The organism is Pleionea sp. CnH1-48, from assembly GCF_024124665.1.
Classification (GTDB): domain Bacteria; phylum Pseudomonadota; class Gammaproteobacteria; order Enterobacterales; family Kangiellaceae; genus JAMXSB01.
In genome coordinates this window covers 312,770-335,738 of sequence record NZ_JAMXSB010000001.1, presented here as the reverse complement: position 1 = coordinate 335,738, position 22,969 = coordinate 312,770, and the positions used below count along the sequence as shown (strand labels likewise).

The window sequence follows — 22,969 nt, the reverse complement described above, 5'->3', positions numbered from 1 at the left end:
TAATTATAAATAACTTATATCGAGCAATTTCTTTTAGACTTATTGGCCATCATAGCAGCATAAAACATGGAACTGAATGGTGATGGCTTTATGAGGTCTTTAGCTCCTCCTTTCTAAATTGGTCGAGTTGTTCTTCTATTTCTTCTTGCTTCAAGTCAAGCAAGGTTAATAGCTGATGCCCAATGGCCAAACTGGCTTCTAACATTTCTGGAATCACATAATCTGCGCCTAGCTTTTTAAGCTCAGCAGCGTCAGCTTGCTCATAACAACGGGCAATGATTGGTGTTTTAATGCCAGCTGAACGAATATGAGAAACGGTTTCTTTTGCAATATGTGCAGAGCCAAAGGTTAAGATCGCCATCTTGGCGGTTTTAATATGGCAGCTTAGGAGCATATCAACTTTGGTACTATCGCCGTAGGCCACATTATGGTGTTTGTGTCTGGCTTGCTCTATTACGTCAATATCCATGTCGACTGCGACATAGTGAATGCCGTTGTCTTCAAGCAGCTTTGCCAAGGTTTTGCCCACACGGCCAAAGCCACCGATGATCACATGACCATCGTGAGGTAGAGAGACTGGAGCGTCGGCTTCTTTTAACTGTTCAGTATCTTGTTTCAGCTTTGACCAGAGTGTTTTACCGATGGCATGACTGTGGCGAATCAAGAAAGGACTCGCTGCCATGCTAAAGATAGCCACAAGAATAATAAACGAAGCCTGTTCTTCTGGTAGCAATTTATGCATGACGCCTAAAGAGAGTAGGGCGAGACCAAATTCACCTGCCTGAGCTAAGTTAAGTCCTGTTGCCAGTGCAGTTTCTTTTTTATGCTTAAGAACTATCACGAGTAGTGTGATCAGGGCCGCTTTAAAAGCAATTAAACAAGCAGTGAAGAAGATAATTCTGGGCCAAAATTCAAACAATACCTGTATCTGAATTTTCATACCGATAGTAACGAAAAATAGCCCTAACAGAATATCTTTGAAGGGACGTATGTCGGTATTGATTTGGTGACGGAACTGGTTTTCTCCCAACATCATACCAATAATAAAACCACCTAAGGCCATAGATAGATGGAACTGGTGAGTTACCCAGGCGGCAAGCATAACAATGACCAGAGTTGTTAATACAAAGACTTCTTCAGACTGAGTTTTTGCTACTTCTTTATAAAGTATAGGTAGCAACCACTTGCCTATGCTAAGCAGCAATGCCATCAAAGCTAATGTTTTAGCAAAGGCCCAAAATAAAGTTGAAGAAATTGAACCTTCACCACCACCCGCGAGTACCGGCACCAACAACAGAAAGATAATGGCAGCCAGATCCTGAAACAAAAGAATACCAATCGACAGCTGACCATGACGGCTATGAACTTGCCGTTGGCTGGAGAGTTCTTTAGTCACAATAGCGGTTGAAGAGAGCGTCAGCGCGCCTGCGATCACTATGGCTGCTTCGAAGCTGGTTCCCCAGAACCACACGGCACTACCAAATAGCAAACAACAACTTAGTACTTGTGTTCCACCCAGACCAAATACAGAAGAGCGGAGTTCCATCAACTTGGAGAAGGAAAATTCAAGCCCTAATGCAAAGAGTAGAAATACCACACCAAATTCGGCTAAGAAGGTGAAGTCTTCTGGATGTTTAACCCAACCAAGAAGGTAGGGACCAATCAAGGTTCCGGCAATAAGATAAGCGATAATGCTGGGTAAACGAAAGCGGTGCAAAATTACCGTCACAGCCAGTGAAGTACACATAACGGCTAACAGTTCTTCGAAAAAACGTCCTTCCATAAGATGATGGATCTTTTATTGGTTATTGTGCCTTTATTGTAGTGAGTCTGGTTATAAAAAGGTAGGTTTGAGCCTTGATAAGGATCAAGCTAGAGAGTTATTTGTATTGATTGTTAGGCAACTGGATTCGTTTGCCTGTTAAAAGTTGTAAGTTGAATAGAAATTAAGATGACTGGATATTCAGGAAAAGCCCGTAACATTGCAGTTAACGGGCTTCTCATGTCACTTAGTTAGAGTGATTAATGTACAAAGGCATTTCTGTAGCGTATGGCACATACTGGCTCATACCAAATACGGCTGCGTGATATCCTTTGATTGAAATTCGTACGCGATAGTTGCCGCTTTCTAAAGCTTGGCCATTGTCATCGCTTAATTCGATGTTTCCACCAAATGTTGCTGACTCACCGGCTTTAATTGTTGAAGACTGGAATGCCTGAATAAAGGCTTTGCCACGAGACCAGCGAGATACCACATTGTCGTTTGCGTCAATGATTTCGATTTCGAAAGTTTGGCCGCTAGGAAAAGTTAAGGCCATGTCTTCACTATTATGGTTAGTCAAAGTCAGATTGGCTGCAATCGTGTCAACAGAATTGTAGATAACATGCTCATGAGAGATGTTAGTCGCGACCGTTAAACCTGTGATTTGAGGGTAAGACACTTGAGCAATCTCTGCGCTGTTCATTTTATATTGAATGTTACCAGCGATTGACATTTCTTCCCATTCAATAACACCAACTTGTGGCGCGAAGTAAGCATAAGTTAACCCTTTATCGCGGCAGTTACCTGCAAATGACATGAGTACAACGTCATTAAAAGTGCCTGCTTTAACCGTTACCGAAAGGCCTTTTTGCTCGATAACAACCTGTCTAACACAAGCTCCCCAGTTAATGTCGAATGTGGCACCTGGCTCTGCGTCAAAGTCGGCAAATAGCTCAACATCGCTTTCGTTGAGAGTGTATACACGATTCGAGCTTTCTGAAGCCCAAACCCAACGCTCGCCATGATTTAAGAAGTTTGAATATTTTTTCCAGCTGGTTCCAATTTCATCTGAGATTTCTACTGCAATGTTGTTTCCACGGTTACTTGTGAAGTTAGCAACGTCGGATGTTTGCATCGTCACATAGTCGTTGGCAAAAGTGGCAATTGAAGCAACGGTCAAAAAAGTACTCGCGATTAAACGTTTCATTGTACGTGTCCTATAAAGGTAAAGTTGGGTATCCAGTGGTGCGAGGCGGATAATAGGCGTGAACAAAATCACTTAACAAATGAAAAATAATTGGCTTTTGGATTAGAAAATCTAATGACTTGTAGTGTGTTTCAGTGTTCTTCTGGTGTTCGAGAACTTAAGACAGTTTGGTGACAGAAAATAAAACTTTTAATATTCACAAAAAAGAAATTTATTTATCTATTCTTGTGATTATTTTCCTTTTTTGTTTTGTGGGATAGTGGTTGTAATAAAAATATACGGAAAAAATAGGGTTTTTTATAGCTTATAGATCTTTTTATGTTCTTTTTTATTGAGTGGATTTAGAGCGAGAGCTTGAAAGAAGTTCTTTTATGAATAAAAGTTTTGATCAGAAAATAAGCATGTCTATATCTTGTTTGGCTATTTTATGTTCTCAAAAAGACATAAAAAATTCTAATTCGATTTTTCATCTTGTTGAAGTGGCAATGACATAAAAACAAAGTGTATTAAAACGATTAGAAAAACGGCTACTCATTTATTAAGTATCTCATTTGCAGTTTGCAGAGTGTTAAGGCACTCTAAACACTAAGGCTATTCAACCAAGTTTATTGCAATGAGCAGGAATAACTTATTGATATGAAAAGTGATCTTCAGGAAGCTATTCACCTCACTTGGGAGCTGATGGATGCAGAGACCAGGGTAAACAACTGGTTAACTTCCCATCAAATAGGTGGTGAGGAGTCGTTGGCTTCATCCACTGAACAAAAGATCGAGCAGCCATTGTGCGTTGTTTCCATTGGTAAGGCAGCGTTACCAATGTTTGAAGGTGCAAGAAAATACCTCAGAGAGATTAAAGATTATCTGGTGATAACCGCCGAGGGATACGGGGTGTCTGATGATCCAAAGGTGTTACTGTCATCGCATCCTTTTCCTGATCATCGCGCTTTGGCCGCAGCTCAAGCTCTTGTATCTTTCTTGCAAAAGAACGAAGGCGCTGAGCTACTGTTTTTAATATCTGGGGGGAGCTCTGCTCTGGTTGAGCTTCCACTAGCAGGTATTGAGATGGGTACTATTAATGAACTCAATCAGACATTGGTTTCGAGCGGACTTGATATTGAGCAGATTAACCAGTTGCGTAGCCAATTATCTCAAATAAAAGGTGGTCAGTTACGCCGATGGATTGACTCTCCAAAAATTACGCAGCTTTCACTGTCTGATGTGGCTGGAGATAACCCTGCCGTGATTGGATCAGGGCTGCTGTTTGAATCTTCTGTAACTCGTGAACCTTCTGGCAGTCTATTTACTTTGATGCAAGACAAAGTCAACCAATTAAGCCAGCAAGGACTGAACCGACATGGGCAACCATTAACTCAAACAAGCGAAAGAAAAACATTGCCTGAAGTTGCTCATTTTTGTATCGGTAACAGTTTGTTGGCTGCTGAGTTACTCGGACAAGAGTTAGTGTTAAAAACGGAGCTTCCGTTACAGACTTTGACAGAAATAAACCTTAGTGTAGAGCATACGATTAATTGGTTTGATGAGCAGCTATCCAAAGGGGATAAAGGCATTTGGATTGCGCACGGTGAAACCACACTGGCACTACCCGCTGAGGTTCGTGGTAGCGGTGGCAGAAATTGTCATCTGGCATTATCGATGGCGCGCCAAATTGCGGGGGATGACAATCTAGTGTTTGCGAGCTTTGGCAGTGACGGGCAGGACGGATCGGCACCTGCTGCGGGCGCGTTGGTCGATGGCAATGATTGGTTACGATTGAATGATGTCGGAGTTAACCCGAATGTATTGCTATCGACGTTTAACAGCTATACTGGATTGGAGGCAATCAATGCCTGTTTGAAGCTCAAAAAAGGGCGCACCAATGTCAGAGATTTAATGGTCGCAATACGCTGGTAGTTTAAGTGATGAAATCTTGTGCTGGCAGGCCAGCAGGTCTGCTGTTTTTACCTAATAGAATAAATAAGAAGTAGATAACCTATGTTGAATAAAATTGAAGCGGTTAGCGAACGTTTAAATCAAATTATTTTAGGCAAGCAAGAACAGGTTGAGCTTGCCATTATATGTTTACTTGCCAAGGGACATTTGCTTATCGAAGATCTTCCTGGAATGGGAAAAACCACTCTGGCTCATGGTTTGTCTCGAGTCTTTGGGCTGGACTTTCAGCGTATTCAGTTTACGTCGGATTTATTACCTGCAGATATCACCGGAACCTCTATTTACGACAAGCAGCAGCAATCCTTTGTTTTTCATAAAGGGCCTATTTTTTCTCAAGTGATTCTGGCTGACGAAATCAATCGTGCAACACCCAAAACTCAAAGTGCTTTGCTCGAAGCTATGGAAGAAAGACAAGTGACGGTTGAAGGTGAAACCCGTGAACTGCCGTTGCCCTTTTTTGTAATTGCTACGCAAAATCCTTCGCATCAGGTTGGAACTTATCCGTTGCCTGAATCCCAGCTTGACCGTTTCCTAATTCGCTTATCTTTAGGTTATCCGCATCCTGATGTAGAAAAACAATTGCTACTGGGAGGAGAGCGACGACCGGTGGCTAATGTATTAGATGCTCTGTTGCAGCCTGAGCAACTGGTCGAAGTGCAGCAAGAGGTATCAAAAGTAAATGTGAGCGAAACGCTAGTGAACTATGTTTTGCAGCTGGTTCTAGAAACACGCAAAACACCAGAATTGAATCATGGATTGTCACCACGTGCAGGTCTTGCATTAATTCAAGCTGGAAAAGCCAGTGCTTGGCTGAGTAATCGTGAGTTTGCTATCCCCGAAGACATTCAAAAAGTATTTGTCGCTGCTGTTGGTCATCGATTGCAGCCTCATTCACAAAGCCAGTTGAGTGGTGAGCAGGTAGCAGAAGCCGTACTGCAATCTGTTGCGGTACCTATGTAACCATGTACATCGAAGTCGCTATTCTATCGACACCTAAAAGCAGCACTTAATTATCAATGGCCTTATGCGAAGAATGATCAAAAAATTACTCGATGAACGATGGTTACGTTGGATCCGTCGTCGTCGCCCATTAGCTCAAGAAATAACTTTATCACAACGTAGCACTTATATTTTTCCTACTCGTTATGGTTTTTTATTGCTTGCGATAGTGTTTGTGATGGCGCTTGGAGCGACTAATTATCAAAACAACATGGTGTTTATTTCAACCTTTATGGTCATTGCCATTGGCGTGATTGCCATTTTAATGACGTTTCATAATCTGGTTGGTTTGACATTCTCTGCTCACTCTCCCGAGGCTGTGTTTGCTGGACAAGTCGCTCATTTTCCTATCTCAATCACCAGTCAAAGGCACCATCAAAGTATTGGCGTTGGATTAAGAAATGCATCATTGAGTTTTGTTGACATTGTTGCGGCAGCTGAGCAAAGAGTCGAAATAGCGCAGCTATGTAAAGCCCGTGGCTATCAAATGTTAGATCCCGTACGTTGTCAGACAATTTTTCCGTTCGGCTTTTTGCAGGCGTGGGCCTGGTTGTTTTTTGATGTGAAGTGTTTAGTTTATCCCAAACCATTAAAACCAGAAACCATTGAGCAAAGTGCTGGAAGTTCCAGTGGCAAAGAGTCGGATACGCCAGTTCCTGGGGTTGAAGACTTTTATGGGTTAAGGCCTTATCAGCCTGGTGATGTGATGTCGCGAATTTATTGGAAAGGAATGGCAAAAGAAAAAGGCTTGCAAACAAAAGAGTTTGTTGAGTATCAGAGTGATCCAGATATTTTTTCTTTGTCACAATTTCCCAGTGTAGATTTGGAGTTTGGTTTGTCTTATCTAACTTATTTAGTGATTGAAGCGCATCAAGATGGGCGTGTGTTTGGTTTGCAGCTGGGAGAGCAAACCATTGCGCCACAACGAGGTGAAGAACACATGCATCAATGTTTACGTATGCTGGCATTGTATAAAGGATAAAGATATGTTGATCCTGCCCGAATCACAACGCCAGGTACAAAGTTTACTGCGAATTCGTCTGGCGATTGTTCAAATCTGTGTTTTGTTGCCCATCATATTTTCTTTGCCATTGCAGTTTGGCGTGATCATCGCGTTTGCTCCTCTATGGACGATAGTTCGCATTCATTTAAAACAATCACCTATGTTAGGTCGATGGTTACTGGTTGCCATCACGGTGATCTCTGCCGCTGCCGTTTGGTTTCATTTTGGTACGTTTCGGGGCCGTGATGCGGGTGTATCCTTGGTTGCTGTTATGTACAGTTTAAAAATACTGGAGTGTCGTCACTATCGAGATGTTAATTTATTGTTGACCTTGGCGTTTTTTATGTTGGCAATGAACTTTCTCTTTACGCAAGAAATCTGGGCCGTGTTTTATTTGCTCGCGGCTTTGTTATTGATTACACATACTCTGATGTATGCCAATGCCAATGATGTGAGCAAAGTAGAGGTAAAGAAAGGCGCGAAAATCTTGCTTTATTCTATTCCGGTAATGATGTTTTTCTTTGTCTTTTTTCCTCGGTTATCAGGGCCTCTATGGCATATCCCAAGTTCACAAAGTGCTGGTACGGGAGTCAGTGATTCTATGACGCCCGGTGATATCGGTGCTTTGCACTTAATTGATGAAGTGGCATTTCGAGTTAAGTTTTTAGATGCATCTCCTGAACCCGGCGACTTATATTGGCGGGCGCTGGTTTTCGAAAACTATGATGGTTTGAGTTGGACTCAGGACCGTCGTCGCAATGATATTCCTCTGGCTCGTCAAGAAGCAGAAGGGGATGTATTAAGATATGAAATTACGTTAGAAGCCACTAAACAACGTTGGCTGTATGGGCTTGACCTGCCTGTTTCTACTCCTCCGGGGACACGCTTAAAATCCGATGGTACTTTTAGTGCTGCCCGCCGTGTGGAAAAACGTATACGCTATCGAGGTTCATCGGTCACCCGGATGCCTTTAGAAGTAGAACTGCCACCTTTGAGTCGTACCATCAATACAGAGCTACCATCCAGTGGTAATGATGAAGCAAAACAGTGGGCCAGAGAAACCTATGCTCAATTCAACGATACGACAAACTACGTTAATTACTTATTGCGTTTTATTTATGAGCAACCCTTTTTCTATACGTTAACGCCTCCTATTTTAAAAGAAGATATGGTCGATAACTTCTGGTTTGGAACTCGACGAGGCTTTTGTGAACATTACGCCAGTAGTTTTGTGTATATGTTGCGAGCGGTGGGAATACCTGCTCGAGTGGTGGTGGGATATCATGGTGGTGATTACAACGCTCTAGGTGACTACTGGATTATTACTCAAGCAGAAGCTCATGCCTGGGCCGAGTATTGGATGGAAGGCAAAGGTTGGGTGCGTGTCGATCCAACAGCCGCTATTGCTCCTCATAGAGTTGAGCAACAGCTACTAAATCAGGTCGGGCTTAGGAATTTCTTATTTGATGATTTACCTGTAGCAGACTTCATGGCAGAAAGTGGGTTAAACATTGCCCAGCTTTGGTTGGATAATGTAAATCGTGCCTGGCAAGACTGGGTTATTGACTTTAATCAAAGCAAGCAATTTGATTTATTTAATCAGCTCAAACCAGATTCCTGGGGGCTAGGGCGCTTATTTGGTATTTCAGTGGTTGGTATTTTGTTATTTTTGGCGGTTATTGCCTGGCGTATGTCGCGCAGTAGAGAATCATTAGATCATGTCGCTAGAAGTTATTTGATTCTTACCCGTCGTCTGGCAAAAAAGGGATTTGAAAAACATCACTATGAAGGTCCACAAGATTTTGTTCACCGAGTGATTCGCGAAAAACCACAATGGAGTGGAGAGCTAAACCCAATATTGCGACTGTATTTGAAGTTGAAGTTTAGTAATGACTCTGCTCAATTCGCAAAAAAACATAAACAGCTTCGAACAATGGTCAAGCGAGTAAGGCTCGTGACATAAATAAAGGAAGCCACCGTTTAGGTGGCTTTAAAGTGATTGAAGTGATAGTTAGCGTAAGAATGTTTGACGTGATGTCATAAACGACTCGTACTCTGACGAAACTACTGCACTGACAATATTATCAAGACGTTTGCAAACTTCTTTGTTACTTAAGTCATATCCTGCTGCTTTTGCTTGCAAGAATATCTCCTTTCGTTTTTGATGACCTGCCGAATGGTAATCAGAACTTACTCCGCCTGTTTTAGGTTTGTACTCATAGTCAGAGTTTTCCTGAAACTCGCAGTTGTCGTTCTGGTAGGTTTTTAGTCCTTCCAATTGTCTTACAATTCGACTAATTTCGTTATAACGACGTTCCCCTTCTTCATCTTTTCCGTAGTTCCAGGCCTCATGATTAGGCTTAGGCACTGTTAATCCCGGCAACAGACGCTCTACTTCCTGAGGTTGTTCTTGAGGTTCATCTTCTAAGCTGACACTGTTTAATTGACTAATCTCAGGTTCATCAAGGCCATCTATGATGTCTTTTGCCTGTTTAATATGAGAACCTTTCACTATGCCAGTATGTTCAGTTCCATAGGTATTATCTTTTGTTTGTAATATATTACTAAACAGCGTATTTATCTTGCTCTCTTTAGTTGAGTTATGATTGCACAGTTTTATTAGTGATGACTTTAAATCGGTTCTGGCTTTATCGAAAGTTTCTTGTCGCTTTTGGAAACTTGTGCCAATGCTACTCTGACCCTGTTTCTTGACATCTTTTCTGTCAATTTTGTCACGACTGAATAATACTGTTGTATTGTTTGAAAACGGATTGCGAGAGCTTCTTCCTCTAATTTGGTGTTCGTCCTGAACTTTCGCTAGTTCGTTCAAATTTTCTCTGGTAAATGTTTGGGGATTGATACTAATTTGCATGATGAGTACCTCGTTAATAATAAATTCGTTTTATGCCAGTTGGTTCAAGTTTTGAAAGTTTGAATAAGAAGCTTTTGGGACTTGATGTTGCTCATTATCAAATTGAGACAGATCTGCATCTTCTATGACTTCTTTCCAGACATTGGCACGTTCCAAAAAGTTTTGAGTAATCGTTATAAGATCCGGGAGTGATAGTTCTTCTATAAAGAGATCGAAGATTTGAACTAGACTATTATCACTGTTTAAAGCAACTCGTAAGCCACCTGTTTCTTGCCATAAGCAGTTATAAGTCAATAGCATTTTGTAGAGTTCTGGAGACTGGGGGAGTGCTTTATCCAGATCACACTGTAAAGTAAGTTTGTGTTGCTCTGGCGCATAAAAAATATCGATAATTAAATTGTCTGACGATACGATACTCCAGTTGGATTCGTCGTGTTTAACAATATAACTGGCATCAATTGCAGGCCCTAGCTCGGTTAATATCAAATCAATCTGTTCAACTCTATTCATAGCGTTCACCTGTTATCTGAGAACTTTCGTTGCGTTTAAATACGTTGGCGCTACGTTGTTTTTCGTTGCTGCCTTCTTATTTATTGAGTAACAGGGAGTGGTTAAAAGTTGATCTAAAGTGTCAGAAAATTTTCCACTTTTTTGTCTTTGGCTCTGATGGCACCGTTAAAATCGTTGAGGATGGATTACGGAAATTTGAGTGTCTAGTGACATCTAGAGTAGAGGATGCTGCATGGAAGCGTTGGCGGTTTGTTAAATTTCTCTAGGAAATTCAAGAGGATAGTGAAAATGCTACATTGTATCTCCAAAATCAATACTTGATAATAAAAATAAGAATCATTATCATTCGCATGAAATTTATAGAGTTCATGTTTTCTGGGGAAAGAAGATGACATCAAAATTGTTCGCGTTAACGCTTGTTAGTTTGGCTGTACAGGGCGTTCTGGTCAGTCAGGCGTATGCCGAAGATGATAAAGCAAAGAAAGACTCCGATGGTGTAGTCACCGTTACTGCAACACGCTTAGAACGCGCAGCTGAGGACGTTGCTGCAACCGTAACTGTGATCGATGGCCAACAGCTAGAAAAAGAACTGGCAAATGATCTGGACGACCTAGTGCGTTACCAACCAGGTATTACGTTGTCTTCTTCTGCTCGTGGCGGTAACACTGGTTTTAATATTCGTGGTATTGGCGGTAACCGAGTACTGATGCTGGTCGATGGAGTTCGTAGCCGTGATATCTATTTTGCAGGCCCAAGTGCTTACGGTAGTGACTTGGTTGATGTTAGCGATTTAAGCAGTGCAGAGATTATTCGCGGTCCAGCATCGGCTTTATATGGTGCTGATGCATTAGGTGGTGTTGTTCTGTTAAATACCAAAGATCCAGTCGAGTATCTGGATAATAAAGATGACACTTATCTTCGTCTTGATGTTGGTGCTGCCAGCGCGGATGAACAAATTAATTTAGGTGTTACTGCGGCAGGTGCTAGTGGCGACTGGAGTTATCTTGCTAAGATCACTGGCCGAACGTTTAAAGAAAAAGACATTGAAGGTGGCACGGCTCAGTTGAATCCAACAGATGGCGATTCAACAAGTGCTTTATTTAAACTCGTTTATGCTCCTAATGAAACTCATAAGTTGGGTTTTGTCGTAGACTACTTCGAAGATTCAATTGATTACAATCTGTTAACAGATTTAAGCAGCTCTGTGACTGCGTCTACGGGTATGGACGACAATGAGCGTGTGCGTTTTAGTGTTGAGTATGACTGGCAGGCTGATTCAGCCTTTGCGGACACCATGTCGGCTCGTTTTTATACTCAAACCATTGATGGTTTGCAGCATACAGAACAAGATCGCCTCAGTTTTTCATTCCCATTCGCTCCGTTTGGTACTCCGGCATCGCGCGTAACAGACTTCGAGTTTAATCAAGATATTATTGGCATTAGTGCTAACTTACTTAAAACCATCGACTCTGGAAGTGTTAAGCACTCTATGGTTTATGGTTTTAGTTATGAGTCGTTCGATACCGAACGTCCACGTCATCGTTGTGACACCGATAACATGACCAATACGACGGTCTGTGATATTCGTTCTTACCCATTTGCACCGCCAGAATCTTTTCCAAACAAGACTTTCCCAGACACAGACACCACACGCATTGGCGTATTCTGGCAGGACGAAATGGTGTTAGGTGATTCTGGGTTTACGGTTATTCCAGGTGTTCGTTACGACAACTACAAGATGGATGCTGATACGGCCAACTTACAGGCCAATTTCGGTTTCCCTGTCGAGTCGTTTGACGAAAGTGAGGTGTCGACGAATCTGGGAGTCATTTATGAGTTAAACAACCAGACCTCATTCTTCTTACAGTATGCCGAAGGCTTCCGTGCTCCAAACTTTGATGAAGCCAATCAATCTTTTGTGAATCTTGGCCATGGGTATGCAATCGTACCTAATCCTGATCTAAAACCAGAAACCAGCGAAGGCGTTGAGTTAGGCTTTAAATCAAACTTAAGTCAGGGCTACCTGAGCATGAGCATCTTCGAAAACAACTACGAAGATTTCATTTCGACTCAGTTTATTGGTCAAAGTAACGGTATCAGCTTATTCCAGGATAGCAATATTGGTCGCGTAAGAATCAAAGGTTTAGAAGCTAACTTAATCTGGAACTTTAATGAACAGTGGCGTTTACGTCAGTCATTAGCTTATGCCAGCGGAACAGACAGCGTAGCGGATGTACCGTTAGATAGCATTGAGCCTTTGACTATCGTTTCTGGCGTTGGCTTTGATAATGAGTCTGGCGACTGGGGTATGGAAGCGGTGATGACTTTGGTCAATAAGAAAGATGCGGTTTCTGCACCGACTAAAGTAACCAATAACAGTTATGCACTGTTTGATGTTTTTGGTCATTACCAGATCAATAAAAAAGCAAAAGTTCAACTGGGTATATTCAACCTCTTTAATCGACAGTATGCGCGTTGGAGCAGTCTGCAAGGGGTGAATGCATCTGATAGCGATACGATAGCCCGCCGCCAAGAAGCAGGCATTGAGTATCGTGTTGGCTTTAGTTACGAGTTTTAATCTTGAGTGGGAACCACTCTTTTAATTTATTTTGATAAAGCAACCCGGCCGAGTGCCGGGTTTCAGGTGTGAGGCACAATGAATATTCAGCTGTTAGAACAATTAATGTATGAGTTAACTGATCTGTTTTTGGCGCCAGTTCTCATTTTACTCGTTATTTTGATGGGGTATTCCCTTTATGTTAGTGGCGTGTGTTTTTTTCAAACTTTACAACGCCGTGCTGCTCGTCCACGGGTAGCAAAACTCTCGTCGCACAACGACCTTGCAGAGCTTCCTGAATCTCTATTACGTGGCCATCCTTTGCTAGCTATGACCAAAGCTCAGCCAGAACTTAGTCAGGATGAACTTGATGTCGCTGCACTAAAAGAAATGGAAGGGGTACGTAATGTGAGTCGTCTTGCCCCTATGTTAGGTCTGATTGCGACCATGGTTCCGATGGGACCTGCCTTAAAAAGTTTAGCTGATGGAAACATACAAGGTATCAGTGAGAATTTAATCGTAGCCTTCTCAGCCGTTATATTTGGTTTGGTGATTGCGTCTATTACTTTCTGGATCGCTAGCGTTAAAAAACGATGGTTGGCTTCAGAACTGGTGTTAATAAGTCACCTCAAGTCACAGCAAGATAGAACACAGAAAAAGGTAGATATCCATGAGGCTGCTTGATGAAGATGAATCCATCAATCCTGCCTTGTCGGTAGTTAATCTGGTTGATGTATTTCTGGTTCTTATTGCGGCTTTGCTCATTGCGATTGCTCAAAATCCAATGAATCCTTTTTTGGAAGAAAACGTCACCGTGATTAAAAACGCTGGCCAGCCAAATATGGAGTTGATTGTCAAAGAAGGCAAGAAAATCGAAAAATACAAAAGCGAAGGCAAGATTGGTTCAGGTGAAGGTGTTAAAGCAGGCATTGCTTACAAGATGGCCGACGGCTCCATTGTCTATGTGCCAGAAAAGAAAGAACAAAGCCAATAATTTGTTATGTGTTAGTGGAGAAATGTTATGAATTCTCGATGGTTGGCCCTAATTGCGATAGTGGCCAGTTTGTTTATTAGTTTAGATCTTCATGCGCATAGCAAGAAAGTTCTATTGGTTAGTGCTGCTCACTCAAATAAAGCCAAGGTGACGGCACTGAAAAGTGTTGCAAAAGTTCATCATCTGGGTGTTGAAGCCAAGTCTGAAGCATCGCTGAAGGATGTCGCTGATCTTAATGCCATGTTCTCAAAATACGACATGGTTATTTTTGACAGTGTATCGAAGCGAGAGTCGAAACGAACTTATGCTAAGTACATTGGAAAGTTAGCATCTGTTAAAGCTAAGATGATGCTAATGCATCCTTGGCAAGAGACTGGGTTGTTTCAAGGATTAACATCAGAGCAGGCTCAACGAGTAAGAGATTACTACATTAATGGTGGCAAAGAGAACTTTGAACGTTTGACGGCTTATTTCCAGAAAAACGTTTTTTCTCGCACTCCTAAAGAAGTTGCCGAGCCGATTATTTTCCCTAAAGCAGGGATCTATCATCCTTCGTTACCTCAGCGAGTCTCTAAGTCATTGGCTGAGTATCAGCAGCAGCGACGATTAGATGGCATTGCTGGTGACCACCCGAAGGTTGCCATCTTATTCCAACGGGCATTACTCGAATCAGAACAGATGGGACTGGTTAACGAGACCATTCAACGTCTGGAAGATAAAGGCAGTATTGCTATTCCTTTTTATTTTGAGCTGAGTCCTCGTTCTGGAGATTATTCTCATCTTTTGCAGGTTGATGGAAAAACTCAAGTCGACTTGATTATTAATTTCCGCGCCATCCATTGGGCAAACAAACGCAAAAAAGAATTCGAGCGCTGGGGTGTACCTGTTGTCCAGGCGTTAACTTACTATGATGGTGAACAAACAGAGTGGGAAGAAAGCTCGCAGGGCATTTCTCCGGGTATGACGCCTTTCGTTTTCGTGCTGCCAGAAACGTCTGGCGTCATCGGTCCTATTATTGTTGCTGCTATCGATGCAAAAACAGGGCAGAGCAAAATGATCGACTATCAGTTAGATTATATGATTGAACGTTCATTGAAGCTCGCGAATTTACGTTATAAGTCTAATGCTAATAAAAAGATGACGGTGATGGTGTGGGGTGATAGAGATGCTGGGGCTTCGTTTATGAATGTGCCAGAAAGCCTGGCCTCCATCAGCCGTCGACTCAACAAAGAAGGTTATCAGGTTGAAGCTGTTCAGGACGAATATTTTACATCGCGCATTGATCGTATTCTAACGCCATTCTATCGAAACTATGAACTGGATAAGTTAGTTGAAGACGATTTGGCTGAGCTTATGCCCGTTGCAGAATACTTAAGTTGGTTTAATACATTGCCAGAAGAAGTTCGTGCTCCTATCAATAAGCACTGGGGCAAAGCAGAAGATAACTTTATGGTAGTACAGCACCAGTCAAAGCCTCACTTTGTGATTCCTCGTATTCGTAATGGAAGTATGCTTGTTATGCGTCAACCACCACGAGCGGATAATAAGGGTCAGGATGTGCTCTTGTATCATAAAGGCACTGTGCCCATGAATCATTTTTATTTGGCTGCTTATTATTATGCCAGAGCTTATTGGGGCAGCGATGCAATTGTTCACCTAGGTACTCACGGCTCGCAAGAATATCTTGCGGGTAAAGAACGTGGTCTATCACGCTATGATGACGGCAGTTTAGCGGTTGGCACTACGCCAGTTATTTATCCATTCATTATCGATGATGTGGGTGAAGCCATGCAAACCAAGCGTCGTGGTAGTGCGGTTGTGATCAGCCATTTGACACCTCCATTCGCTAGTGCGGGCTTACAGGGCGATATTGCTGATATCCACGAACTGATGCACCAGTACAAAGCTTTGGATGAGGGCGGCGTTAAAGAGCGCACTGCCGCTCAGATCACTGAGCATTGCATGAAGTCAAATATCTGCAAGGACCTGGGTTGGGAAGATCAGCGTATCAAACAGGAGTTTGAGCTGTTTCTCGAAGAGTTGCATAATTATATGGAAGAGTTAGCGACACAGCTTCAACCCTTAGGTTTACATACCTTTGGTGAGCTTTCGGAACAAAAGCTATTGATCTCAACCGTGACTCAAATGTTAGGTAAAGACTTTATGAAAGAAGTCTCTGATTTTGAGAATGAAATGTATCAGGCAGGTCACCATGACCACAGTGACGGCTCTGATCACCATCATGATGATGGTGGTGATGACCATTCTCATGGACCTGATACTCATACTCATGAAGGCTCGTCGTTACATAGTCGCTCAGAAGCGATCGAAGACACCGCGGGCTTTAAAACGGTACGTGACTATGTCGTCGCTAAACCCACAAAAGCTCTGCCTGACTCTATGAGTGAGGCTCTTAAAGAACATATAGAACGCGCCAAAGAGTACTACACCAACCTTAAAGGGATTAAAGAATTAGATTCGTTGGTGGATGCTTTATCAGGACGTTATATTCCTGTTAAAACCGGTGGAGATCCGGTACGACATCCTGAATCATTACCTAGTGGCACTAATCTTTATGGTTTTGATCCTTCAAGACTACCTACCAAAGCTGCTTATGAGCAGGGCAAAAGTCTGGTCACAGATGTTATCAATGATTATTACAAAAAGCATGGTCAGTATCCTGACAAGTTAGCTTTTTCATTATGGTCTATTGAAGCGATGCGCCATTACGGTGTGTTAGAAAGCCAGGCGCTTTATGCTTTGGGGGTTAAACCTAAGTGGAGTCCAGATGGTCGCGTGATTGGTACCGAAATTATTCCTGCTGGTGAATTAAAAAGACCACGAGTGGATGTCGTACTATCTGCAACCGGTTTGTACCGTGATGCTTTCCCTAATGTTATGCAGCGACTGGCAAAAGCCATTAAGCAAATTGCTGAATTGAAAGAAGAGAATAATTCGGTATGGAAAAACTCTCAGCGTGTTAAACGGGAGCTGATCGCCGAAGGGATAGAAGAACAAGAGGCCGAGTACTTATCGAGTGTGCGTATTTTCTCTAACGAATCCGGTCAGTACGGCTCAGGGGTTGATGGGCCAGTATTTGCTTCTGATAGCTGGGAAACCGATAAAAAAATTGCTGATAATTATTTATCTAACATGGGCTTTGCTTATGGTGCGGACCCATCGCGTTGGGGTGAGCAGGGAGACAATACGGAGCTTTACGCCAAACAGCTATCAGGTACTGATGTGGCCATGTTCTCGCGTTCATCCAATGTCTATGGCATGTTAAGTTCTGATGACCCTTTTGAGTACTTTGGCGCATTGGCTTTGGCAGTTCGTAATATCGATGGTAAAAGTCCAGAAATGAAAATTTCTAACTTGCGTAATGCGACCAATGCCAAGATGGAGTCAGCCGATCGCTTCTTGGCAAAAGAATTAAGAACTCGAGTATTTCATAAGCGTTGGATTGAAGAAATGCAAAAAGAAGGTTACAGCGGCGCTGTTGCTTTGTCTTCTCGTGTTTCTAACTTCTGGGGCTGGCAAGTTGTCGATCCTAATCTGGTACGTTCTGATCAATGGAAAGAGTTTTATGATGTGTATATCAAAGATAAACATGATCTGAAGCTTAATGAGTGGTTCGAGCAGGTTAATCCTGGCGCACAGGCTCAAATGATCGAGCGTATGTTAGAAGCTAATCGCAAAGAGTATTGGCAAGCCAGCGATGAAGTTCGCAAAGAATTGATTGAGCGCTTTGCTGAACTGGTAGAAAAGTATGATCTTTTTGTCGATAACGAAAAGCTTCAAGATTATGTCATAGAGCAAGGGAAGGGATTTGGTCTTAACATGAGTCAAGATATGTTTGCAGAGCAATCTGCAGAAACAGAAGAGGCCAATGCTTCTGAGGCGAGTGTCGAGCAAATAACTGGGCAAAAACTTGAGAAAGTTGAAGCGTCAGAGATTGATGATATTTTAAATTGGCGTTTAATCACTGTTGCTATTTTATCTCTTTTGATGTTTTTACTTGGCATGATCGTACAATCTCAAAGACGTTATAACACGTAAAAAACAGGCCGCTAAGTGCTTTTTAGCGGCCTTACGTCCTCTCCTTATTCTTTCCATAATTTCTCCTTATTGTTGTTTCTTTCTTTGCTTTTAAAACTTCTTTTGAGCTTTCTTAAAACTTTTTTATTTTTTCTGTGACTGAATTATTGAGTGTGAACGGAAAGTGTTCGTTTGCTTTTTCTACGATAGAACAATAGGAGGTCAAATTAATGAGTCACAGAAACTTCTTAAAACAAGAAGTTGATTCGCTACGAGTAAAGTATGGAATCAAAGACTTCTCTTTAGGTGATAGCGATAACGCTGCTCTTACTCTTTCTGAAGGTACTCAGTTATTTATTCAGCTTGACGATGTTAAGTCTGTATTGACCATCTACAGTGTTGTTTCTGGTATTGGTGGAACTAAAGAAGAACAACTTAGAGTGATGAAATACATCCTTTCTATGCAGTTGGATTTTAGCAAAATTAACGAGTTTTTTGTCACATATTCACAAAGCTTGTCGGAGTTTTGTATTGCCCACCAAGTGAATTTGGAAGTGTCAGGAGAAATCGGTTTAGAAACTTTGATTTCAAAAGTAAGGACAGCGAGTCTTTTATGTAAGTCTTGGCTCGAGCGTGAAGACATAGTGGATGACCACTTCCCAAAAGAGAATGATAGCAGTGGGGAATATATTGCCCCAGTAAGTCACGAACAGTTTATTAGAATTTAATAGGAGATATAATTATGCATGTTAATAATTTAGATGGCGTTCAAGGTGTACAGGGTGTTCAAAATATTGGGCAAAATGGACCATTAGATGGTGCTCAAGGTAATGAGGTTCCTCAAAATCAAGGGCTGGATTTATTGCAACAGCAACAGTTAGTTATTCAAAACTCTCAAAATTCATTGAATCAAGAATCTCCTTTGATCGTAACGTTTCTCAGCGATTTGTTTTTCGATCAAGAAACACCCATTGTGAATGGAATGGAAGTGTCTGAAAGTATTGTTTTTTCAGAGTTAATGGATGGTGCAATGGTTGATGGCCAACAGACTATCGTAGGCACCGGGGAAGAAAACGATCCTTTGAAGTGGGGAATTCAATTACCTCAAACAATTGCTGTTGTTCAAGACGAAAATGCTCGAACCTTTGTAGCTGCGCATGAATATGGACATCTGGCTACTCAGAAAGTGTTTGGAGAAGAAGCAGAAAACATTAGCCGACCTAATCAGGAAATTATGGCCGACTGTATTGGTGCGTACTATCTTCTAACCGTTAAGGGGATGGAAGCTGATGATATCGTCCAGCTTTTGCAAGATAATGAGGCAACTATCTTAGGCGTTGATGGGGATGAAGGACATCCATCCTCTGAAGATAGAATTGACGCTGTGAGAACCTTTTTAGGCTTAATGACTGTAGAGCTGGACAATGAAAAAGATCGTATGAGTGTTACCGATGCAATTGGCGCCGTGCTGATTGAAGACGATGATGAGTCAGACGATGAGGTTGATGAAGTTCAGCAGAATGTGGTTGAACAAAATGTTGAAGAGCAAAATGTTGTAGTGAATGAGGAAGCTCCCAAAGTTCAAGATGAAACTTAAACTCTCCTTGGTGTGATGAAAATGGCTGGGTTGATAACTCAGCCATTTTTTTATAGTGACATATTACCGAGTGAATATAGAAACTTTTGCGACATATTGTTACTAAATTAACACAGGGCAAAAATGTATGATACTCTTTTGAGTCAGATAGGAGTAAAAATAATAATAATCACTGTTACTTAAATCTGGTGTCAAACGTCTTCTTTAATAGAGGAGCTTAAATCGTATGATATGCCATGATATTAGGAGGTAGTGATGAAAAATAATGGTTATAAAGATATATGTTTGAAGTTCAGGTCAACGCTTCTGTTACCTGCTTTGCTTAATATGCTCTCGATAAATGCTTCAGAACAAAGTTCGCATTCTAATTTCATTTTTATTCCGCAGCCGAACTGGGGTGAGTTGGATATTCCTGAATCCTTTTTTGACGAGACAATCTTGTTGATGGGGATTGATGAAAAAATTGAGTCAATAGATGATTATCAAGAAAGTGAGGGTGAGTGGCAGCCTACATCAATCGAAAAACTTGATGCTCTGGGGCTACTGGACTCTGTTATTTAGGCGTGAACTCAAGAGCCTGTCCGGTCTTATTCAAATACTCAGTCGTTCAAGTTGTTATTGAAGAATAGCGTTTGTCCACATATAGTTAGTACTAGTGATAAGCAGGGCATCTCTATTCTTATGAAATTTTTAAAGAAATTTTTCAACCGCTTTAAAAACGAAACAGAAGATATCCACCTCTCTCGCTATTCTGGCGTAGAGCGAATAAAGCGTATTGCTGGCTATTCTGTACCTGGCTTGCTACACGACGGCAGCGATTACACCTTTTGCAATATGGATATCTATGAGGACGGGTTGGTGGACTGCGGTGAACGAGTCGATCTTGAAGGGCTCGAAGCAGGTATTAATAGCGAAAAATATGTTTTTGAGATTCCTGACCACGCCGAATTATCTTTTCCTAAGCTTGGATGTTGGAGGATTTATGAAGGACGCTGGCTTTATAACAAAGACAGCTACTATGAACATCTGGTGGAAGTCCTAAAAGTTCTTAATCCTGAGCTGGAAAACTTATACAGTTGCCATGGCAAAACGTCTATTGTTGTTGATGATGTTGAGATTCCGTCACTGGGTGAGGTTGATGGGTATCCCATTATTAAGGCCGACGAAGACGATTATTTTTCTGAGCGATTTAAAGGAGAGCGTTTTGCGGCTTTTTTAAAGCGTGGTGATGATGAATATTGTTTAACGAGTGTTTGCGTGTTTGCCGATAGCTCGATTACGCTGTCATTAACCGATCAACTCGTGAGTATTTCTATTGAAGAATTTTTGGCTAAAGTGACAAATGGAGACATTGTTTCTAACATTCCGTTAGAGTCTAAAGTCATTATTTTTGGTTTGGGAGAGTTTCGAGTCAGTGAGTGCATTGACTGTGGCAATATTCAAGAAGTCGCTGATGAGCTTATTGACTGGGTCAGTAAACTCAATGGAGAAAAAACACGGACCATGCGTTGTTATGACGCTTTTATCGAATATATGACGACACCTACGGTGGCAACGCGCGAGGCACTTAAGACTCGATATGAGCTTGTTCCTGGTCATCTTCGAGGGTATACCACAGGGAATATTGAGTATAGAGACATTCCTATTCGGATTATTTTGTATGGAGAGCAAGAGATCGAACTGTGGGATGAATATGTGATTGCCAAGTCGGAGGAGAGGGAGCTGCCGACTATTACGGTGCCTAGACCGGTTGATGAGTGATTGATTTTTTGATCTTGTCTGTGCCAGAGAAGCTTCGATCTTGCTTAGTGTTTTTGTTTCGTTCTTTTCTCTTGGCACTTAACTATAAAGCGACGTCTCCCAATAGATTTATCCATAACAATTAATTTATACTTCGAAAAACAAGTCTGTTTTAACCAAGGTGTACCTGATGAGTTTTAGAGTTATTTTTCTGGCGATTGTGATTTTATTTTTGGCTAGTTCAGCTAATGCTGAGCCTTCGGCTAAGGGTGTTCACGGTATGGCTTTGGTGAAGGTGGGTGAGCACTGGGTAGCTTCTCACATGCCTTTGCATGGCTCTATTCACGCACATCAGGTTGTTATGAAGATAAAAGCTGCTTCCAGCGAGTCGGCCCGATCTGTTAATCAGCTGCTTGAAAAAGAGTCTTTGGTTTCTCTTCGACCACAGGTGTTTGATTTGCATGATCTCATGAGTGGAAAGTTACATTCTTTTAACGCTGATGTTTATGCCGGGCACTTTGAGCGTGAGGGTAAGAAAACATTCAAGCAACTGGGTTTTGTTGTAGAAGAGATGTTGTTAATCGAGCCTATTGAAGAAGGTGCTAATGGGAGTTTCTATCGAGTTGATCTCGATGAGACTTTCACTTTATTGATTCACAAGCTGGCAAAAAAGCCTAGCTTTGACCAAATCATCTGGTTAGAGAAGGGAAAGAGTGCTGAGCAATCCACTAAGTTGAACGATAGAGTGACCTTGGATACGCGAATTCCTCTTAATAAAAAGTCGTTTCATCAACATCCTCAGTTAAAAGGTTTTAATTGGCGGCAAATGCTCTATTTGGAGACACAGGATTTTCAATAAATTCCCAACACTGAATGCGATGAAAATGTGGCTTTGGTGGCTGTCAATTAAGAAGTTTCTGCGCATAGTCTGTTTTCGGGCTATAATGCGCGCCATTCAGAACTAATAGATTCCATCCTAGAGAATATGACCACGGATATTAGCCCCGTTAAATCGTTTCTGCATTGTGAAACACCTGCTGCTTGGCTAGATAAAGCCTTGGAAAATAAAGAAATTTTGTTGATCGACCATGCCCGATGTGAGAAAAAAGCCGCATCTACCGCATTGAGTTTGATGTTTAAATATCCTGAGCGTGAGCAGTTATTGCATAAACTGTCGCGTTTGGCTCGTGAAGAGTTGCGCCATTTTGAGCAGGTATTTGATCTTATGCGTGAGCGTAAAGTTGAATATCAGCATCTATCGGCCTCTCGTTACGCTGCGGGAATGCGTAAAGAAATGCGAACGGGTGAAGAAGGCGCTTTAACGGATGTGCTAGTGGTTGGCGCTTACATAGAGGCGCGCTCTTGCGAGCGATTTCATGCCCTGGCGCCATTGTTTGATGAATCGGATCCAAAACTGGCTCGTTACTATCGATTCTTATTAAAGTCAGAAAGCCGGCACTTTACGGATTACCTGGCCCTTGCTGAAGAGTATTCCGACGAACCTATTGATGACCGAGTGCGTGTGTTTGGTGAATTAGAAGCAGAACTTATTAATCGTCCTGACTCTGTTTATCGCTTTCACAGCGGAATACCGCAATAAATTTCTCTGCGATCTACTCGTCAGTAGGTCGCTTTTGCTAAAGTATAAAGCCTGGACATTGGATTAATCGACTCGACTGGCTGTTGGTGATGATCCTGCTCCAGAAACCTATGCTTTGCGTCTCACAATCACGACAGAAA

Annotated in this window: 18 protein-coding genes; 14 read left to right on the top strand and 4 right to left on the bottom strand. The window is 41.9% G+C overall.

What is annotated here, in order from left to right:
• Window positions 1-88: 88 nt before the first annotated feature.
• Both NH399_RS01515 and NH399_RS01510 read right to left on the bottom strand, forming a co-directional pair.
• A complete protein-coding gene (locus tag NH399_RS01515) occupies window positions 89-1,783 on the bottom strand; it encodes a cation:proton antiporter (RefSeq protein ID WP_253036643.1) in 1,695 nt (564 codons plus the stop codon).
• Between the two features lie 226 nt (window positions 1,784-2,009).
• Complete coding sequence (locus NH399_RS01510; protein WP_253036642.1) at window positions 2,010-2,969, bottom strand: BsuPI-related putative proteinase inhibitor; 960 nt, start codon at window positions 2,967-2,969, stop codon at window positions 2,010-2,012.
• 636 nt (window positions 2,970-3,605) lie between these two features.
• On the opposite strand from NH399_RS01510, the gene NH399_RS01505 reads away from it, so the two are divergent.
• From NH399_RS01505 to NH399_RS01490, 4 genes are all read left to right on the top strand, one after another.
• Window positions 3,606-4,880, top strand: coding sequence for a DUF4147 domain-containing protein (locus NH399_RS01505; RefSeq protein WP_253036641.1), 1,275 nt, complete (start codon window positions 3,606-3,608; stop codon window positions 4,878-4,880).
• An 81-nt stretch (window positions 4,881-4,961) separates the two neighbouring features.
• Complete coding sequence (locus tag NH399_RS01500; protein WP_253036640.1) at window positions 4,962-5,879, top strand: MoxR family ATPase; 918 nt, start codon at window positions 4,962-4,964, stop codon at window positions 5,877-5,879.
• 73 nt (window positions 5,880-5,952) lie between these two features.
• Window positions 5,953-6,900 carry a DUF58 domain-containing protein gene (locus NH399_RS01495; protein WP_253036639.1) on the top strand — a complete coding sequence of 316 codons (948 nt, stop codon included), beginning with the start codon at window positions 5,953-5,955 and terminating at the stop codon, window positions 6,898-6,900.
• Window positions 6,901-6,904: 4 nt separating this feature from the next.
• Window positions 6,905-8,884: a DUF3488 and transglutaminase-like domain-containing protein gene (locus tag NH399_RS01490; protein WP_253036638.1), complete on the top strand. Its 1,980-nt coding sequence runs from the start codon at window positions 6,905-6,907 to the stop codon at window positions 8,882-8,884.
• A gap of 48 nt (window positions 8,885-8,932) precedes the next feature.
• On the opposite strand, the gene NH399_RS01485 is transcribed toward NH399_RS01490, so the two are convergent.
• On the bottom strand, window positions 8,933-9,793 hold the full coding sequence (locus NH399_RS01485) for a hypothetical protein (protein WP_253036637.1): 861 nt from the start codon (window positions 9,791-9,793) through the stop codon (window positions 8,933-8,935).
• A gap of 30 nt (window positions 9,794-9,823) precedes the next feature.
• Window positions 9,824-10,303, bottom strand: a complete 480-nt coding sequence (locus tag NH399_RS01480; RefSeq protein WP_253036636.1) for a type III secretion system chaperone — start codon at window positions 10,301-10,303, stop codon at window positions 9,824-9,826.
• 388 nt (window positions 10,304-10,691) lie between these two features.
• Between NH399_RS01480 and NH399_RS01475 the strand changes: the two genes are divergently transcribed.
• From NH399_RS01475 to NH399_RS01430, 10 genes are all read left to right on the top strand, one after another.
• Window positions 10,692-12,881, top strand: coding sequence for a TonB-dependent hemoglobin/transferrin/lactoferrin family receptor (locus NH399_RS01475; protein WP_253036635.1), 2,190 nt, complete (start codon window positions 10,692-10,694; stop codon window positions 12,879-12,881).
• A gap of 78 nt (window positions 12,882-12,959) precedes the next feature.
• Window positions 12,960-13,544 (top strand): MotA/TolQ/ExbB proton channel family protein, encoded by a 585-nt coding sequence (locus tag NH399_RS01470; protein ID WP_253036634.1) that lies wholly within the window; start codon window positions 12,960-12,962, stop codon window positions 13,542-13,544.
• Window positions 13,531-13,854: a DUF2149 domain-containing protein gene (locus NH399_RS01465; RefSeq protein ID WP_253036633.1), complete on the top strand. Its 324-nt coding sequence runs from the start codon at window positions 13,531-13,533 to the stop codon at window positions 13,852-13,854. The genes NH399_RS01470 and NH399_RS01465 overlap by 14 nt, the downstream gene beginning before the upstream one ends.
• A 27-nt stretch (window positions 13,855-13,881) precedes the next feature.
• Window positions 13,882-17,913 (top strand): cobaltochelatase subunit CobN, encoded by a 4,032-nt coding sequence (locus NH399_RS01460; RefSeq protein WP_253036632.1) that lies wholly within the window; start codon window positions 13,882-13,884, stop codon window positions 17,911-17,913.
• Between the two features lie 209 nt (window positions 17,914-18,122).
• On the top strand, window positions 18,123-18,620 hold the full coding sequence (locus NH399_RS01455; protein ID WP_253036631.1) for a hypothetical protein: 498 nt from the start codon (window positions 18,123-18,125) through the stop codon (window positions 18,618-18,620).
• Between the two features lie 14 nt (window positions 18,621-18,634).
• Complete coding sequence (locus NH399_RS01450) at window positions 18,635-19,489, top strand: hypothetical protein (RefSeq protein WP_253036630.1); 855 nt, start codon at window positions 18,635-18,637, stop codon at window positions 19,487-19,489.
• 255 nt (window positions 19,490-19,744) lie between these two features.
• Window positions 19,745-20,050: a hypothetical protein gene (locus tag NH399_RS01445; protein WP_253036629.1), complete on the top strand. Its 306-nt coding sequence runs from the start codon at window positions 19,745-19,747 to the stop codon at window positions 20,048-20,050.
• Window positions 20,051-20,170: 120 nt separating this feature from the next.
• Window positions 20,171-21,250 (top strand): hypothetical protein, encoded by a 1,080-nt coding sequence (locus tag NH399_RS01440; RefSeq protein ID WP_253036628.1) that lies wholly within the window; start codon window positions 20,171-20,173, stop codon window positions 21,248-21,250.
• 169 nt (window positions 21,251-21,419) lie between these two features.
• Window positions 21,420-22,088 (top strand): hypothetical protein, encoded by a 669-nt coding sequence (locus tag NH399_RS01435; RefSeq protein WP_253036627.1) that lies wholly within the window; start codon window positions 21,420-21,422, stop codon window positions 22,086-22,088.
• Window positions 22,089-22,214: 126 nt separating this feature from the next.
• Window positions 22,215-22,829 (top strand): tRNA-(ms[2]io[6]A)-hydroxylase, encoded by a 615-nt coding sequence (locus tag NH399_RS01430; protein ID WP_253036626.1) that lies wholly within the window; start codon window positions 22,215-22,217, stop codon window positions 22,827-22,829.
• The last annotated feature ends 140 nt before the right edge of the window (window positions 22,830-22,969 follow it).